Annotated in this window: 14 protein-coding genes; 6 read left to right on the top strand and 8 right to left on the bottom strand. The window is 62.4% G+C overall.

Translation table 11 applies throughout. The features are described from left to right. Positions 1 to 91: 91 nt before the first annotated feature. The 3 genes from RQH14_RS12930 (at position 92) to RQH14_RS12920 (ending at position 2,656) form a co-directional block, all read left to right on the top strand. Positions 92 to 925: an oxidoreductase gene (locus RQH14_RS12930; RefSeq protein WP_311213618.1), complete on the top strand. Its 834-nt coding sequence runs from the start codon at positions 92 to 94 to the stop codon at positions 923 to 925. Between the two features lie 177 nt (positions 926 to 1,102). Beyond that, positions 1,103 to 1,273: a hypothetical protein gene (locus RQH14_RS12925; protein ID WP_198318270.1), complete on the top strand. Its 171-nt coding sequence runs from the start codon at positions 1,103 to 1,105 to the stop codon at positions 1,271 to 1,273. Between the two features lie 243 nt (positions 1,274 to 1,516). Beyond that, positions 1,517 to 2,656 (top strand): glycosyltransferase family 2 protein, encoded by a 1,140-nt coding sequence (locus tag RQH14_RS12920; RefSeq protein WP_311213617.1) that lies wholly within the window; start codon positions 1,517 to 1,519, stop codon positions 2,654 to 2,656. A gap of 279 nt (positions 2,657 to 2,935) precedes the next feature. On the opposite strand, the gene RQH14_RS12915 is transcribed toward RQH14_RS12920, so the two are convergent. Continuing rightward, the gene (locus RQH14_RS12915) at positions 2,936 to 4,261 is read right to left on the bottom strand and encodes a hypothetical protein (protein ID WP_311213616.1); all 1,326 of its coding nucleotides are present in this window, start codon (positions 4,259 to 4,261) and stop codon (positions 2,936 to 2,938) included. Between the two features lie 296 nt (positions 4,262 to 4,557). On the opposite strand from RQH14_RS12915, the gene RQH14_RS12910 reads away from it, so the two are divergent. Next, positions 4,558 to 5,037: an NUDIX domain-containing protein gene (locus RQH14_RS12910; RefSeq protein WP_311213615.1), complete on the top strand. Its 480-nt coding sequence runs from the start codon at positions 4,558 to 4,560 to the stop codon at positions 5,035 to 5,037. Here the strand turns inward: RQH14_RS12910 and RQH14_RS12905 are convergent. After that, a complete protein-coding gene (locus RQH14_RS12905; protein ID WP_311213652.1) occupies positions 5,032 to 5,811 on the bottom strand; it encodes an SDR family NAD(P)-dependent oxidoreductase in 780 nt (259 codons plus the stop codon). The genes RQH14_RS12910 and RQH14_RS12905 overlap by 6 nt on opposite strands. Before the next feature lie 80 nt (positions 5,812 to 5,891). Between RQH14_RS12905 and RQH14_RS12900 the strand changes: the two genes are divergently transcribed. Next, positions 5,892 to 6,491, top strand: a complete 600-nt coding sequence (locus tag RQH14_RS12900; RefSeq protein ID WP_311213614.1) for a TetR family transcriptional regulator — start codon at positions 5,892 to 5,894, stop codon at positions 6,489 to 6,491. On the opposite strand, the gene RQH14_RS12895 is transcribed toward RQH14_RS12900, so the two are convergent. The 3 genes from RQH14_RS12895 to RQH14_RS12885 are packed head-to-tail and all read right to left on the bottom strand — an operon-like array spanning position 6,488 to position 7,949. Continuing rightward, a complete protein-coding gene (locus RQH14_RS12895) occupies positions 6,488 to 7,267 on the bottom strand; it encodes an alpha/beta hydrolase (protein ID WP_311213613.1) in 780 nt (259 codons plus the stop codon). The genes RQH14_RS12900 and RQH14_RS12895 overlap by 4 nt on opposite strands. A 56-nt stretch (positions 7,268 to 7,323) precedes the next feature. Next, positions 7,324 to 7,515, bottom strand: coding sequence for a helix-turn-helix transcriptional regulator (locus tag RQH14_RS12890; protein ID WP_311213612.1), 192 nt, complete (start codon positions 7,513 to 7,515; stop codon positions 7,324 to 7,326). Next, positions 7,512 to 7,949: a hypothetical protein gene (locus tag RQH14_RS12885; protein WP_311213611.1), complete on the bottom strand. Its 438-nt coding sequence runs from the start codon at positions 7,947 to 7,949 to the stop codon at positions 7,512 to 7,514. The genes RQH14_RS12890 and RQH14_RS12885 overlap by 4 nt, the downstream gene beginning before the upstream one ends. Before the next feature lie 64 nt (positions 7,950 to 8,013). Here RQH14_RS12885 and RQH14_RS12880 point away from each other — a divergent pair, with 64 nt between their 5' ends. Continuing rightward, positions 8,014 to 8,586 (top strand): MOSC domain-containing protein, encoded by a 573-nt coding sequence (locus RQH14_RS12880; protein ID WP_311213610.1) that lies wholly within the window; start codon positions 8,014 to 8,016, stop codon positions 8,584 to 8,586. A gap of 91 nt (positions 8,587 to 8,677) precedes the next feature. On the opposite strand, the gene RQH14_RS12875 is transcribed toward RQH14_RS12880, so the two are convergent. Genes RQH14_RS12875 through RQH14_RS12865 form a run of 3 tightly spaced genes read right to left on the bottom strand, consistent with a single transcriptional unit; the run spans position 8,678 to position 13,890 of the window. Continuing rightward, positions 8,678 to 10,138: a metal-dependent phosphohydrolase gene (locus tag RQH14_RS12875; RefSeq protein WP_311213609.1), complete on the bottom strand. Its 1,461-nt coding sequence runs from the start codon at positions 10,136 to 10,138 to the stop codon at positions 8,678 to 8,680. Between the two features lie 48 nt (positions 10,139 to 10,186). After that, positions 10,187 to 12,160 carry an ABC transporter ATP-binding protein gene (locus RQH14_RS12870; RefSeq protein WP_311213608.1) on the bottom strand — a complete coding sequence of 658 codons (1,974 nt, stop codon included), beginning with the start codon at positions 12,158 to 12,160 and terminating at the stop codon, positions 10,187 to 10,189. Further along, positions 12,157 to 13,890 carry an ABC transporter ATP-binding protein gene (locus tag RQH14_RS12865; protein ID WP_311213607.1) on the bottom strand — a complete coding sequence of 578 codons (1,734 nt, stop codon included), beginning with the start codon at positions 13,888 to 13,890 and terminating at the stop codon, positions 12,157 to 12,159. The genes RQH14_RS12870 and RQH14_RS12865 overlap by 4 nt, the downstream gene beginning before the upstream one ends. Between the last annotated feature and the right edge of the window lie 70 nt (positions 13,891 to 13,960).

Here is a 13,960-nt window from a genome sequence, read left to right as displayed (position 1 = left end):
GGAGGCACTGGGAGTACCCGGAAGAAGCCGCACTCCCACAGCCCCAAGGAGTAGCGTTCCAATGGAATGGTCCCCAAGGAAAAGGAACATCATGACTACCTGGCTCATCACAGGCTGCTCCACCGGACTCGGCCGCGCACTGGCACACGCTGTTCTGGCACGGGGCCATAACGCCGTCGTCACCGCCCGCGACACGTCCACGATTCAGGACCTCACCACAGAATTCCCGACGACGGCCCTCGCCGTCGCGCTCGACGTCACCGAACAGTCCCAAGTGGACGCTGCCGTCAAGCTGGCGGAGGAGCGTTTCGGTGCCCTTGACGTCCTGGTCAACAATGCTGGGCACGGCTACCGCGCCGCTATTGAAGAGGGCGACGACGGCGACGTCCGGGCGCTGTTCGACACCAACGTTTTTGCTCCGGTCGCCATGATCAAGGCCGTCCTCCCGGGGATGCGAATGCGCCGCTCCGGTGCAATCGTGAATATCTCCTCGATCGGTGCCCGCATCTGCCCTCCCGGCTCCGGCTACTACTCCGCGTCCAAGGCGGCCCTGGAGGGGATCTCCGGCTCGCTGCATAAAGAGCTGAAGCCCTTGGGCATCTCAGTGACCGTAGTGGAACCGGGTGGATTCCGGACGGACTTTGCCGGGCGGTCGCTGACCCAGTCGGCCGAAGCAATCGCCGACTACGCAGACACCGCGGGCAAGCGACGCAAGGAACACGACACCGTCCACGGCACGCAACAGGGAGATCCGGACAAGGCAGCGGCGGCGATCATCACGGCCGTTGAAGCCGACGAAACGCCTGCGTTCCTGCTGCTCGGCGAAGACGCTGCAAAGGCCTTCGACGCCGTAGAGGAAGCCCAGCGGGCCGAGGTGGACCGTTGGCGGGAGCTGAGCGTCAGCACCGGTTACACAGAGTCATGAGCAACGTGTAATCGGTCACACTTGGCCGGATTCGCTTGTCAACCATGGCCGGCACCATGAACCATGAATGAGGGAATTCATTCCCATACAAGCTGAATCAGCAATCCTCACCGACGAGGATGCGGCCCCGGGCGAAGAGGCTTGGGGCTGTTAACGGCCTGAGTGAAAGTACTGACAATGACGACACATACTGACTCCATCACGCTGAAAATCTGGGACAAGTCGGCCATCGACCACACCATCGATGCCGCCGTCCAGTCCCTCTCACACAGGGCAGCTGCAGAAAACTGCGGAATCGCAGTCACCCTGAGCGGACCCAAAACCTTCACCGTGAGCCTGAGCCGCTAAGCAGCTCACACCAAACGCAAGAGGACGACGCCGGTACTTCCCGGCGTCGTCCTCTTGCGTTTAAGCGCTCATCCGGGAAGCGTCCAAAAACGTACAAGTGGTCCTCGAATCCACATCGTGACGGCATTCCTCAAGTCCTGAGCAAACCTTGATATTTCCTTGACGCTTTCCCTGCGTATTTCTTGCGTTGGCGTTGGAACTCTAAGTGAGTCAACGCTTCAACGCACGAACGGAGGGATCACAATGCTCACGGAAATCACGGAACACACGACCGATGCAGTCTCATTGGCAACGGCCGCCGCACCCCGCGGGTCCCACCGCGCGGCCGGTGGCGTGGTCACCGTCCTGGTGCCGGCACACAATGAATCCGCCGGCATCACCGAGACCCTTACCTCGTTGAACAACCAGTCCCGCCGCCCGGACCGCATCGTTGTGGTGGCGGACAACTGCACCGATGACACCGAGGCTCTCGCGCTTGCCCAGGGCGTCGAGGTCCTGCGCACCGTTGGCAACAAGGACAAGAAGGCCGGAGCCCTGAACTTCGCCCTCAGCAAGTTGCTTCCCGATGCCGACCCCGAGGACTTGATCCTGGTTCAGGATGCGGACTCCCAGCTCGCCCTCGACTTCATTGAAAACGCCACCAAGAACCTGTTGGCCGACGAACTGCTCGGCGCTGTTGGCGGAGTGTTCAGCGGCGGTCCCGGCGGCGGTTTCGTCGGACACCTGCAGCGCAACGAGTACGCCCGCTATGCCCGCGACGTGAAGCGCCTCCACGGCAAGTGCCTGGTGGTCACCGGAACGGCAGCCCTGTTCCGGGTCAAGACACTCCGCGATGTGGTTTCGGCCCGGCTGGAGGGCACACTTCCTCCGGGCAACGACAAGGGCGGCGTCTACGACACCTCGGTCCTGACCGAAGACAACGAACTATCCTTCGCCCTGCTGACCCTCGGCTACCGGATCGCATCCCCTTCAAACTGCACCCTGGTCACCGAGGTCATGCCCACATGGCGTGAACTCTGGGCACAGCGGCTTCGCTGGAAGCGTGGCGCTGTTGAGAACTGCGTGCAGTACGGATGGACCAAAATCACCAGGCCCTACTGGGGACGCCAATTCCTGTCCATGATCGGCGTCATGGTGACCCTGGCCTACTTCGGCTCCATCATCTTCGCTGTCGTCACCGGAGCGGGCCTGAACCTCCACCCCTTCTGGATAACTGTTACCGCAATCTTCGTCCTGGAGCGCGTCGTAACCCTGCGCTTCCGGGGCTGGAGGTACATGTTGCTGGCCGCAACCATGTACGAAACCGTCATAGATATGTTCCTCCAGGCCGTTCACGCCAAGGCGTACCTGGATGCAGCACTCAACAGAAAGAAAGTTTGGTAATCGACTCATGTACAACAACCCAGCAGCCCCCCTCGCCGGAGCTACCGCAGCCGGAATGGGCTCAGGAGCACTCGCAATGACCGGAGCAGGAGATCTCTTCTGGTTCGCACTGGCCGCTTTCGCCATGCTGGCGCTCGGCCTCGCCGTCAAGAGGATCGTCCCCGTCAGGGCGCAGAAGAACTAACCAGGCCTGGCAGTCCCGCAGTTGTGTCGCTTACCCCCCAGCGCGACACAACTGCGGGTTTGTCATTTAACCCTCAGTTCTTAGGCGATGAGGGCTCAGGTGACCGGAGCCGAAACAGCCGAGAACTTGGCCACCGTGGTGTAGCCGGTTTTGGTCCCTGTAACCCTGACCCTCATAGTGTCCGCCTGATCAGCGCTCACCAGGGTGTAGGTCTTGGCCGTGGCTCCGGTGATCGCAACACCGGAGCGGTACCACTGGTACGCCAGCGTGGTTCCGGAAGTCCAGGTACCCGGGTTGGCCGTCAGGGTGGAGCCAACACTTAAGGTTCCGCTGATGGTGGGAGTGGGTGCCACCAGGGTTCCAGCGACCACTGTGGCCGTTTGCGCTGATTCCTTGGTGGTTGTTGCGTAACCGGTTTTGGTGCCGGTCACCCTGACGGTCAACTTGGCGCCTTGGTCGGCTGCAGCGAGCACCCTCGTGGCAGCCGTCGCTCCGGAGATCGCGGATCCATTCCTGTACCACTGATACGTCAGGGCAGTCCCGGTGGTCCACGTTCCGGGGTTGGCTGTGAGGGTTGAACCAACAGCCGCCGTACCTGTCACCGTAGGTGTTGGAGCCGTCAACGGAATCCCCGGGACAAAGGAGAAGTCACGGATGGTGACCGTTTCAGGAGCGACATGGGCTGCATCCCCGCCGCCGCCACCGGTGACCCACAGGTTGAAATGGATTTGTTCGTTGGCCGGAAGTGGAACCGTGGATCCCTGCAGGATGGTCCTTTTCAACAGCGTTCCGCCATAGCCTTCCCCAGCGAAGGTTTCAAAGGTCAACTTGCCTGGTTCCCAGACCATCCTGTGGGTGAGGATGGGAGCGTTCGTGACATCGAAGGTGACCGTGTTGTTGCCCTGGCCCGGAGGCTTCGTAGCATCGAACCAGTACCCGTGGCCCTGGGTGACCGGCCAGTCTTCACCGTAAGCAGCCCCACCGCCCCAGGCGGATGCTTCGCAGAGGTCGATCTCCGTGTATCCCGGCTCGGCTGCGGGATCGTAGGTAAAGAGGCAGCCCCACACCACTTCCTTCTGCAGCGCGCTGACGTCCTTCTCCACCGTGGTGCTGTACGTTCCGTAGCCGAAACCTTCGCGTGTGGACTGGAATTCTGCACCCTTCGGAGCGGATCCGGTGGGGTTGGTGATGGAGAGTTTCACATAACCATCGGCATCAGGATTGCTGACATTGTTGGCGTCCCAGCTTGCGTTGTACATGGGCGCTCCACCCCAAAAACGCTTTTGCCAGTTGAACCCTTTCCACGCAAAACTGCCCACCGGTCCGGGATCCTCAGCCATGGGCGTGGTGTCCGCGGCGTGTGAGGGGCTGATGCCCGTGAACAGTGATAAACCAACCGCCATGACGACGGCCAAACCCATTACTTTTCTTCCCCCGTTTGGAAGGAGCCTCATTGACGATGCCATAGCTGTGTCCTCCTGCTGATGCGCCCAGAAACGCCTCCGGCAATTGCCGAAAGCCGCAGTCACGTTCCACCCCCGAGGAACGTGCAACTCCTCGATTATCAATTAGCCGCGACGCTGCCGGAAGGGAAATAGGCATGGAATAGGACTGTTTCAACATCAATTGGATAACGGTGGCCCGGCCCCGCAGTACTCTGGACAGAGCCGTACCTCATAAGAAAGCCCGTTACTCAGCACGTCCTCCAGGAAGATACATGCCCATCCGCAGCGCCGGAATTCTCCTTCACCGAACCGTGAGCAGCGGCGAATTGCAGCTGTGGATCGCTCATATGGGCGGCCCTTTTTGGGCGCGGAAGGATCTCCACGCGTGGTCCATTCCCAAAGGCGAATTCCCTGAGGATGAGGATCCTTTGGCAGCAGCGAAACGTGAATTCACAGAGGAAATAGGCTCACCCCCGCCGGCTGCCACCTACGAACTGTTGGGCGTTTTCCGGCAGCCCTCAGGAAAGCTCATCACGGCCTTCACAGCACAGGCCCATGACTTCCAGCCGGAGCAGATCATCAGCAACACCTTTCCCATGGAGTGGCCCAAAGGTTCAGGTGTCATCAAGGATTTCCCGGAGATCGACGATGCCCGCTGGTTCGAAGAATCCGAGGCGCGGACCAAGCTCGTCAAAGGGCAACTGCCCATTGTGGACGCGCTGGTCCGGCACCTTGGCGGGAAATCCCTATAGAGCCGACCACCCGCCGTCGGACGCCAGAATGGCGCCATTGACGTTGGTGCCATCGTCACTCAGCAGGAACGTGATGGATGCAGCCAGTTGAGCTGCGGTGGCCGGGGTTGGAACCGTGGCCTGCATCAGGGGGCCGAGCCGTTCGGCTGCGAGTTGCGAGCCCCAATTGGCCACAATGTTGGTCATGGTGGGCCCGGGAGCCACTGCGTTGAAGCGCAGTCCCTTGGGTCCGTACATCACTGCCGAGTTCTTGGTGAGGCCAACCACCGCGTGCTTGGAGGCCGTGTAGGCTGCGCCGGCAGCAGACCCACGCAGGCCTGCCTCCGACGCCACGTTCACTACCGATCCCGTTCCGGCGTCCAGCATGAGCGGCACCACTGCGCGGGTCAGACGCATGAGGGAGGTGACGTTGATGCGGAAGACTCGCTCCCAGAGCTCGTCATCCACCTCATGGATGGGGGCGAAGTTGTCCATGATGCCGGCAACGTTGGCCAAGGCATGTACGCGGCCGCCGGCGGCTGCCAGGACCGCGGCCACGGTCTCCTCCGTGGAGATGTCCCCGGCTACCGGCACCAGATCAAGCCCCGCATTCTCCTCCACCAAAGCATCCAGTCGGTCCTTGCTGATATCGGCCGCAATGACCTTGCCGCCTTCTTTGGCGATGCGCAGGGCCGTGGCTTGGCCGATACCCGAGGCCGCGCCCGTGACGATGATGGTCTTGCCGGCAAAACGGCCGGAGGTGATGGTCTCCTGCCATGAAGCGTCGTTGCCCATGATGTCCTTCCGATGGTTGCTGAGTGGTTCACCCACCTTATGACACTCTGTGTCATTATGTAAGAGTGAATACTGGAGGGATGACTTTGGAAGATGCCAAACCTGCGCGCGCCAGCGGTCGCCCCGCCACCATCGATGCCGATGCCGTGGCAGGACTCGCGTTGGACCTGTTCGCCGAGCACGGGTATGAGAACACCTCCATGGAAGACATCGCCCGCGCCGCCGGCATCGGCCGCAAGAGCCTCTACCGTTACTTCGCCAGCAAGGCGGACCTGGTGTGGGGTGGCACCGAACCCGTGGTCGAAGCGTCAACGCTCGCGTTTGGCTCGTTCCACAAACACGGAAAGTCCGACGGCGATGTGCTGGGCGGGCTGCGTGAGGCAGCGGCCGCTGGAGTCGCCGTCATTCCCGATCTCTCCGTGACCCGCGGACGACTCCGGTTGATCGCCGAGCATGCCGAACTGACCAGCCGCGGCTACGAGTCCCTGGCACCACAGCGCGAAAAGACCCTCACCTTCCTTGTGGAGAACGGCCTTTCCGACTCTGCGGCGCGCTACTTGAGCGCCGCGTACCTCGCCACCACCTTCGAGGCGTGGATGCAATGGGCCGCAGGGTCAGATCCGGATCCGATCCCGTACTTGATGGCTGCGCTCGAAGTATTGAGGGTTCCTGCGCGTTAGCTGCTCTTTCGGGTGATGAATTGCCGGATCCACTCGACGGTCTCAGGGTGGTCCAGGTGCAATCCATGCCCCGCACCGGGTACGCGCACCAGCACCGAGCCACGAATGTGCTCGCGAAGGAGCAACGCGTTGGGCAAAGGAGTCAACACATCTTCGGTGCCGTGAAGGATCAGGGTGGGGGCTTGGATGGCCTTAAGTTCACTCCATGCGTCGTGCTCCCGGCTGGCCCTGAAGTGCCGTACTTTGGCCCACGCCGACGCGCTGGAGTTGAAGAACGTATGTGTCGCTTCGGGATGTGCACGGACCCACGCAACGTCGAAGAAAAGCTCTTCCAGTCGGGACATGTCACCGCTGACCAAGGCTTCCAAGGCAGCTTTATCCGGCTGGGCGCTGGCATTCGGCCACCTGCCGCCGCTCGTAGCTGCGAGGATCAGCGTGCGGACTTTCTGCGGATGATCTATGGCCAACCATTGGCCAATACGCCCGCCCATCGAGTGGCCATACACGTGTGCTAAATCCGCGCCGGCGGCTTTGAGGACCACAGCAGCGTCTTCCGCAAGCAACCTCGTGGTGTACCGCTCAGCGTCGCCCTTCCCACTTTGCCCAATCCCCCGGTGATCGAAGCGGATGACGCGGTAATAGCGGGACAGAAGCTCCGCCGTCGGGCCCCAACCATCCATGGATGTGGCCTGTCCGGCGATCAGCAGCATTGGCTCGCCTTCGCCTTCCGACGCCCAGGCGAGTTCAGTGCCGTCGGGAGCCTCAGCAAAGTTCACCGTGCCACAGTATCCGCGCGGGCGCCCAGAGCGCTGCGGCGCAGGACACAGCCACGTCAATCAACGGTGAAAATGTCCTCGATGGCGCAGTCGAAGGTTCTTGCGATCAGGAAGGCCAAGGGCAGCGATGGGTCAAACTTTTCCCGCTCGATGGAAATGACCGTCTGCCTGGACACACCCAGGGCAGCAGCGAGGTCGGCTTGTGTCCATCGTCGCCCGGCCCGGCGCTCGGCGATGTTGTTCTTCACTTCAGCGCACGGTGCCGAATGGCCAGGTATCGCAGGCCGGCATCCAAGGCACTAAGCCCCACAAGCCCCAGCAGGACCGGGAGTGCTTCGATCTGAAACCGGCCAACCGCCAGCACCACGGCAGCAACGAAGGTGGCAACCAGCACGTCGAGGAACGCTCCGGCACCAGCTTGGCGCATCCACTGGAGCTCTACGCTCTGCTCACCATGCTGATCACGGGTGACGGTGTGGCGTGAAACGAAGACCCTGATGCCGAGCGACATCGCGGGGTAGGCAGCACAGAGGGCGCCAATGCCGGCCGCGAGCCAGAAATCGCCCGGGTTTGATGCTCCCACCAACAGTGCGACCGCGAAGGTCAGGATAGCGCCGAGGATGACAGCAAGGACGTAATGATGGACTGGCGCGCGCCTCGATGTAAAGGAAACTTTACTCATGGTTGAAGTAAAGCACCCTTTACATTCAGAGGCAATGCTTGCGTTCGAGGTCTAGCGTTGAGGAATGACCACCGAGTACAGGTACGACGTCGAGCTGCTGCACCTTTTGGTGTCGCCGGCCCACGCCTACTTTGGCCGCGCCCGGGAGGGCGCCGCCGATGTCCCCACCACTGACGCGGACCAAGTGGAACTGGTCACTGGCAAAGGAATTGTTGGCGACAGGTTCTTTGGCAAGGCCGCACACATGGACGCTGCCGTGACACTCTTTGCCGAAGAGGCATTGGAAGCGATCGCCGCTGAACTCGGGGCCGGGCCCTTCGATCCGCTCCTGACCCGGCGGAACGTGGTGATCAGGGGTGCGGAGTTGGCTCCATTGCTTGGACACGAGTTCACGCTTGAGTCCGGCGGGAATGTGGTGCGGTTGAAGGCCGGACGCCCGGCCCACCCCTGCGCATGGATGGATGAAATGCTGGCTCCGGGTGCCCACAAAGCCATGCGCGGGCGAGGGGGCGTCCGATGCCAGGTGATTGCGGGCGGCCTGCTGCATCGGGGACCGGCAGTACTGGTCAGTCCGGTGCCGCTCGACCCCGCCAAGGCCGGGGATGCCAACGTGCTGCGGCCGTCCAGATTGCCGTGATGCCCGTAGCTTCCTGACCCTCTTTGCTGCATAGGGAGCGGCTATTCAACCCTTCCCGGTTGGAAACCAGCGTTTCGACCGGCAAACAAGGTCAGGAAGCCACACCCTTTGCTTTCTTCCCCTCCGCCGCGGCCTGGAACTCGGCCAAGCGCCGCCCTGCCTCGGCCACGACAGTGTCCCTGTTGGCGAACAACCAGGCCGCCGCACCTTCTTCGTCGCTGAACAAGCCATCGTCCTGAACGTCGCGGCTCTGCTCTATAACGAACTGCCACAACCGCCCACGCGGAATATCCGCCGCAGCCAAACTGGCGCCCTTGAGCAAAGTAGTGCCCACAACAGGCTCCTTGGCCAGCCGCTCAGCCTTCGCGAGCCAGGTAGGAAGATGATTGACACCCTGACGTGCGCCCGGCCCGCGCCCCTCTTTGTCGGCTTCCACGAGCCGGGCCCAGTCCTCCATGGATGGTCCGCTGTTCGCTTGATCCAGTCGCCTCATCAGCCTGCGGACCGCCGAGTCACTGATGGTTCCCTGCGGGCCTTCCGGTGTGTGGCACATGTGTTCCCGGATGAGCGGCAGGATCTTGTCTTCGTATCGCCCCGGCGCTCCGATCCGGCGCAGGAAGCTCCGCGCCGGTTCAACCCCCGTGACGTTGTGACCGTTGGAAGTGATCCTGCCGGTCACATCGATGGTGGTGGACACTGCCTTGCCGAAATCGTGGGTGATGGCGGCCAGCACCAAGGTTGCGGTTTCGCCGGCACCCAAGTGGTCGCGCCGGGCGATCCGGGCTGCTTGGTCGCCGGCCAAGCCCAGATGGATGTTCACATCGCCTTCCGGATGCCATTCGAGGTCTTGCGGAACGCCCCTTGTCGCAGCCAATTCCGGGAAGTGCTCTTCCCAACCGGACACGAACAGGGTGTCCAAAGCCGTGGAGATGAAGGTCCCTTTCGAGGCGAGTTTGTAGAACTCCCCCCAAATCCGCGCCTTGGGCAGATCCACGAAAGCAGGTGCCAGGCTGCGGCACAGTTCCGCCGTTTCAGGAACCAGCTCGAATCCGAACCGGCCACTGAACTGCATGGCCCGCAGCACCCTCAGCGGGTCGTCACCAAACGCAGCGCTCGTGTGCCGAAGGATTCCCGCCGCCAGGTCAGCCTGTCCCCCGAACGGGTCCACAATGGTCCCGCTCAGGTCGTCCCATCCCATCGCGTTGATGGTGAAGTCCCGGCGGGCGAAGGCTTCGGTCTCGGACTCCTGACGGGGCAGTGAAACATCGAAGACCTGGCCGCCCACGGTCGCGGAGACAATCCCGAAGTGCTGCCCCACTTCCATGACGTGGCCCGGGAGCGCCGCAGTTACTTGGGCCGTGGTCAATCCATGAACCTCAATGTCGATGTCCTTCGAATCCACTGCGGCACCGCTGGCACGGGAGAGCAACGCGTCCCGGACTGAGCCCCCAACAATGAGCGGACGGCCACCGGCAGCGCGCAGGCAATCGAGGACCTGCCGGGCTTCCGGGGTGAGCTGAAGGAGATCGGGAATGGTTGTGATGGGTCTCAAGTCCTAACAACTCACAGTGGCGGACACGAGATTGTGCCCACAACAAATCTAGGGCTCAAAGGCAGCCGGAGCCGCGAACTGTGCCTCGTACAGCCGCGAGTATGCCCCACCTGAGGCCAGCAGCTCCGAGTGGGTTCCCTGCTCCACGATCTGCCCGGCTTCCATCACGAGGATGAGGTCGGCGTCCCGGATGGTGGAGAGCCGGTGGGCGATCACGAAGCTGGTCCGGTCAGAGCGCAGGGCATTCATGGCCTTCTGCACCAGAACCTCGGTGCGGGTATCCACGGAGCTGGTGGCCTCGTCCAGGATCAGCACCGATGGGCGGGACAGGAAGGCCCGGGCTATGGTGAGCAGCTGTTTTTCGCCGGCCGACACGTTTCCGCCTTCGTCATCCAGCAAGGTGTCGTAGCCTTCGGGCAGGGATCGCACAAAGCGGTCCACATAGGTGGCTTGGGCAGCCTCCATGATCTCGGCCTCGGAAGCCGTTGGCCGGCCGTAAGCAATGTTGTCGCGGATGGTCCCGCCGAACAGCCACGTGTCCTGGAGGACCATGCCCATCCGCGAGCGCAACTCGTGCCGCGGGATCGAGGCGACGTCCACGCCGTCGAGCGTTATCCGTCCTGAGTCCAGCTCGTAGAAGCGCATCATCAGGTTCACCAGGGTGGTCTTGCCCGCGCCTGTAGGTCCAACAATCGCGATGCTTTGCCCAGGTTCGGCAACGAGGCTGAGGTCAGTGATCAGCGGCTTGTCCGGCGAGTAGCGGAAAGACACGTTCTCGAACACGAGCCGCCCTCGCGCCGGACCGGATCGCGGCACGGGGCTGGGTTCGGCCGACTCTTCCTCCTCATCCAGCAGATCGAAAACGCGCTCCGCAGAGGCAACACCGGATTGCAGCATGTTTGCCATGGATCCGAGCTGTGCCAGGGGCATGGTGAACTGCCGGGAATACTGGATGAAGGCTTGGACGTCGCCCAATTGCATGGAACCGGACGCGACCTGCAGGCCACCCACCACAGCAATGCCTACATAGACCAGGTTGCCGATGAACGTCATGGCCGGCATGATCAGCCCGCTCACGAACTGCGCACCGAAGCTCGCCTGGTACAGCTCGCCGTTCTTGGCCCGGAACTTCTCCTGCACCTCATTCTGCCGACCGAAGACCTTCACCAGAGCATGCCCCGTGTACGTTTCCTCGATCTGTCCGTTGAGTTCGCCGGTGTTTTTCCACTGCGCCACAAACAGTTTTTGGGACCGTTTGGCGATCAGCAGCGTGGTCCCCAGAGTCAGCGGGATGGTCACCAGCGCTATCAGCGCCAGCAGCGGCGAGAGCAGGAACATCATGATCAGCACACCCAGCACCGTCAGCAGGGAGGAGACCACCTGGCTGATGGATTGCTGCAGGCTTTGGGAGATGTTGTCCACGTCATTGGTCACCCGGCTCAATAGCTCACCGCGCTGGATGGAATCGAAATACCGGAGGGGCAGCCTGTGGATTTTCGCTTCGATCCGCTCGCGGAGGCGGTAGACGGTCCGCTGTACGACGCCGTTGAGCACGTAAGCCTGCATCCACCCGAACGCTGAGGCCAGGACATAGAGCGCCAGCGCCCACAGCAGCACCGAGGCCAGCGCACCGAAGTCGATTCCGACGCCGGGTGTGAGGGTCATGGCGCCCAGCATGTCCGCCTTGCTGTCGTCACCTGAGGCGCGCAACCCTGCGATGACATCGGCTTTGGAAACCCCTGCGGGCAGCTGTTGGGAGACGACGCCAGCGAAGATCAGGTTGGTGCCTTCGCCGAGGAGCCTGGGCCCGATCACGGACAAAGCCACACTGACCACGGCAAATACCAGCACCAGGATCAGCCATAGCCGTTCCGGCCGCAGCGTCCCCAATAAACGCCGGGCAGAGGCACTGAAATTGGATGCCTTCTCGGCAGGAATGTTCATCCCGGCAAACGGGCCACCGCGGCCTGGACCCATCGCTGGCCTTTGGGGACCGCGCGGCCCGGCTGATACAGCGCTCATGCCGCCTCCTCCGCCGCGAGTTGGGAGGACACGATTTCCCTGTACGTTTCGGACGTCTCCAATAGTTCCTCGTGCGTTCCGCGCCCAACGATTCTGCCGTCGTCGAGCACCAGTATCTGGTCCGCGTCGGCAATGCTGGAGACCCGCTGGGCGACGATCAGCAGCGTGGCGGCGTTGGTGTGGCGCTTGAGGGCCTGCCGGAGCCGGGCGTCGGTGGCGGTGTCCAGTGAGGAGAAGGAATCGTCAAAGATGTAGAGCTCTGGCTGTTTCACCAAGGCGCGGGCGATTGCGAGCCGTTGCCGCTGCCCGCCGGACACATTGGTGCCGCCCTGCGAGATGGGAGCATCCAGGCCGCCCTCCATTTCTTCAACAAAGTCCCGGGCCTGGGCGACGGAGAGCGCCTGCCACAGCTCCTCCTCGGTGGCATCGGGCTTGCCGTACTGGAGGTTGCTGCGGACTGTGCCGGAGAACAGGTAAGGCCGCTGCGGCACCAACCCGATGTGGCCCCACAGCAGGTCAGGATGGAGTTCACGGACGTCCACACCGTCCATCAGAACGGACCCGCTGGTGGCGTCGAAGAGGCGTGGCATCAAGTTCACCAGCGTGGTTTTCCCAGCACCCGTGCTGCCGATGATCGCCGTGGTCTCCCCCGCACGGGCGGTGAAAGAAAGCCCGCTCAGCACCGGCTGCTCGGCACCCGGGTAGGCGAATCCGACGTCGCGCATTTCCAGTTCGCCGCGGCGGATGCCACCCGTGACAGGGTTCGACGGCGGCTGGACACTGGAGTCGGTCTCCAGCACCTCGCCGATGCGGTCGGCGGAAACGGACGCACGCGGGATCATCACGGCCATGAACGTGGCCATCATGACGGACATGAGGATCTGCATCAGGTAGCTCAGGAACGCAATCAGCGTGCCCACCTGCATGGAACCGTCCTCGATCCTGAAGGACCCGAACCAGATCACCGCCACGGACGAAACATTCATGACCAACATGACCACCGGAAACATGAGCGCCATCAAACGGCCGGCCCGCAGCGCAACGTCGGTGACGTCGTCGTTCGCTTTGCCGAACCTGGCGGCCTCCATATCCTCGCGCACGAAGGCCCGCACCACGCGAATGCCGGTGAGCTGCTCGCGGAGGACACGGTTCACGGCGTCGATCCGGACCTGCATTTTGCGGAACAGCGGAACCATCCGGGTCACAATCAACCCAACCGCCACCAGCAGCACCGGCACGCACACCGCGATCAGCCAGGACAATTGGGCGTCCTGCCGCACGGCCATGATCACGCCGCCGATGCTCAACATGGGAGCCGCGACCATGAGCGTGCAGGACATGAGCACCAGTTGCTGCACCTGTTGGACGTCGTTGGTGGACCGCGTGATCAGCGACGGTGCACCAAATCTGGTGACCTCCTGCTCTGAGAACTCGCCCACCCGGCTGAAGATGGCGTCGCGGAGGTCGCGGCCCATCCCCATGGCAGCCTTCGCGCCGAAGTACACCGCAACCACGGCACACGCGATCTGCAGCAGGGTAATCAGCAGCATGAGCCCGCCCATGCGCAGGATGTAGTCCGTATCCCCGGTGGCCACGCCGTTGTCGATGATGTCCGCGTTCAGCGTGGGCAGGTACAGCGAGGCGATGGATTGCGCCAGCTGGAAGACGACGACGGCGATCAACAGCCGCTGATGCGGCCTCAGGAAGCGAACAAGTACCTTCCACAGCATGGGGACTCCGAACCAAAGGGTTGTGAACCGAAGGCCAGTTTACGTCTGGTTGCTGCGGGCAACTAGAGAT

Origin of the sequence: Arthrobacter sp. WCS2018Hpa-7 (assembly GCF_031843805.1) — a bacterium.
Classification (GTDB): Bacteria; Actinomycetota; Actinomycetes; order Actinomycetales; family Micrococcaceae; genus Arthrobacter.
This window is presented reverse-complemented; position numbering and strand designations above follow the sequence as displayed.

What these genes read in the sequence shown, in the direction of transcription:
- RQH14_RS12920 (WP_311213617.1), top strand. Translation starts at nt 1,517, where the DNA reads ATGCTCACGGAAATCACGGAACACACGACCGATGCAGTCTCATTGGCA.
- RQH14_RS12865 (WP_311213607.1), bottom strand. Translation starts at nt 13,890, where the DNA reads ATGCTGTGGAAGGTACTTGTTCGCTTCCTGAGGCCGCATCAGCGGCTG.
- RQH14_RS12870 (WP_311213608.1), bottom strand. Translation starts at nt 12,160, where the DNA reads ATGAGCGCTGTATCAGCCGGGCCGCGCGGTCCCCAAAGGCCAGCGATG.
- RQH14_RS12910 (WP_311213615.1), top strand. Translation starts at nt 4,558, where the DNA reads ATGCCCATCCGCAGCGCCGGAATTCTCCTTCACCGAACCGTGAGCAGC.
- RQH14_RS12905 (WP_311213652.1), bottom strand. Translation starts at nt 5,811, where the DNA reads ATGGGCAACGACGCTTCATGGCAGGAGACCATCACCTCCGGCCGTTTT.
- RQH14_RS12915 (WP_311213616.1), bottom strand. Translation starts at nt 4,261, where the DNA reads ATGGGTTTGGCCGTCGTCATGGCGGTTGGTTTATCACTGTTCACGGGC.
- RQH14_RS12925 (WP_198318270.1), top strand. Translation starts at nt 1,103, where the DNA reads ATGACGACACATACTGACTCCATCACGCTGAAAATCTGGGACAAGTCG.
- RQH14_RS12885 (WP_311213611.1), bottom strand. Translation starts at nt 7,949, where the DNA reads ATGAGTAAAGTTTCCTTTACATCGAGGCGCGCGCCAGTCCATCATTAC.
- RQH14_RS12930 (WP_311213618.1), top strand. Translation starts at nt 92, where the DNA reads ATGACTACCTGGCTCATCACAGGCTGCTCCACCGGACTCGGCCGCGCA.
- RQH14_RS12880 (WP_311213610.1), top strand. Translation starts at nt 8,014, where the DNA reads ATGACCACCGAGTACAGGTACGACGTCGAGCTGCTGCACCTTTTGGTG.
- RQH14_RS12900 (WP_311213614.1), top strand. Translation starts at nt 5,892, where the DNA reads ATGACTTTGGAAGATGCCAAACCTGCGCGCGCCAGCGGTCGCCCCGCC.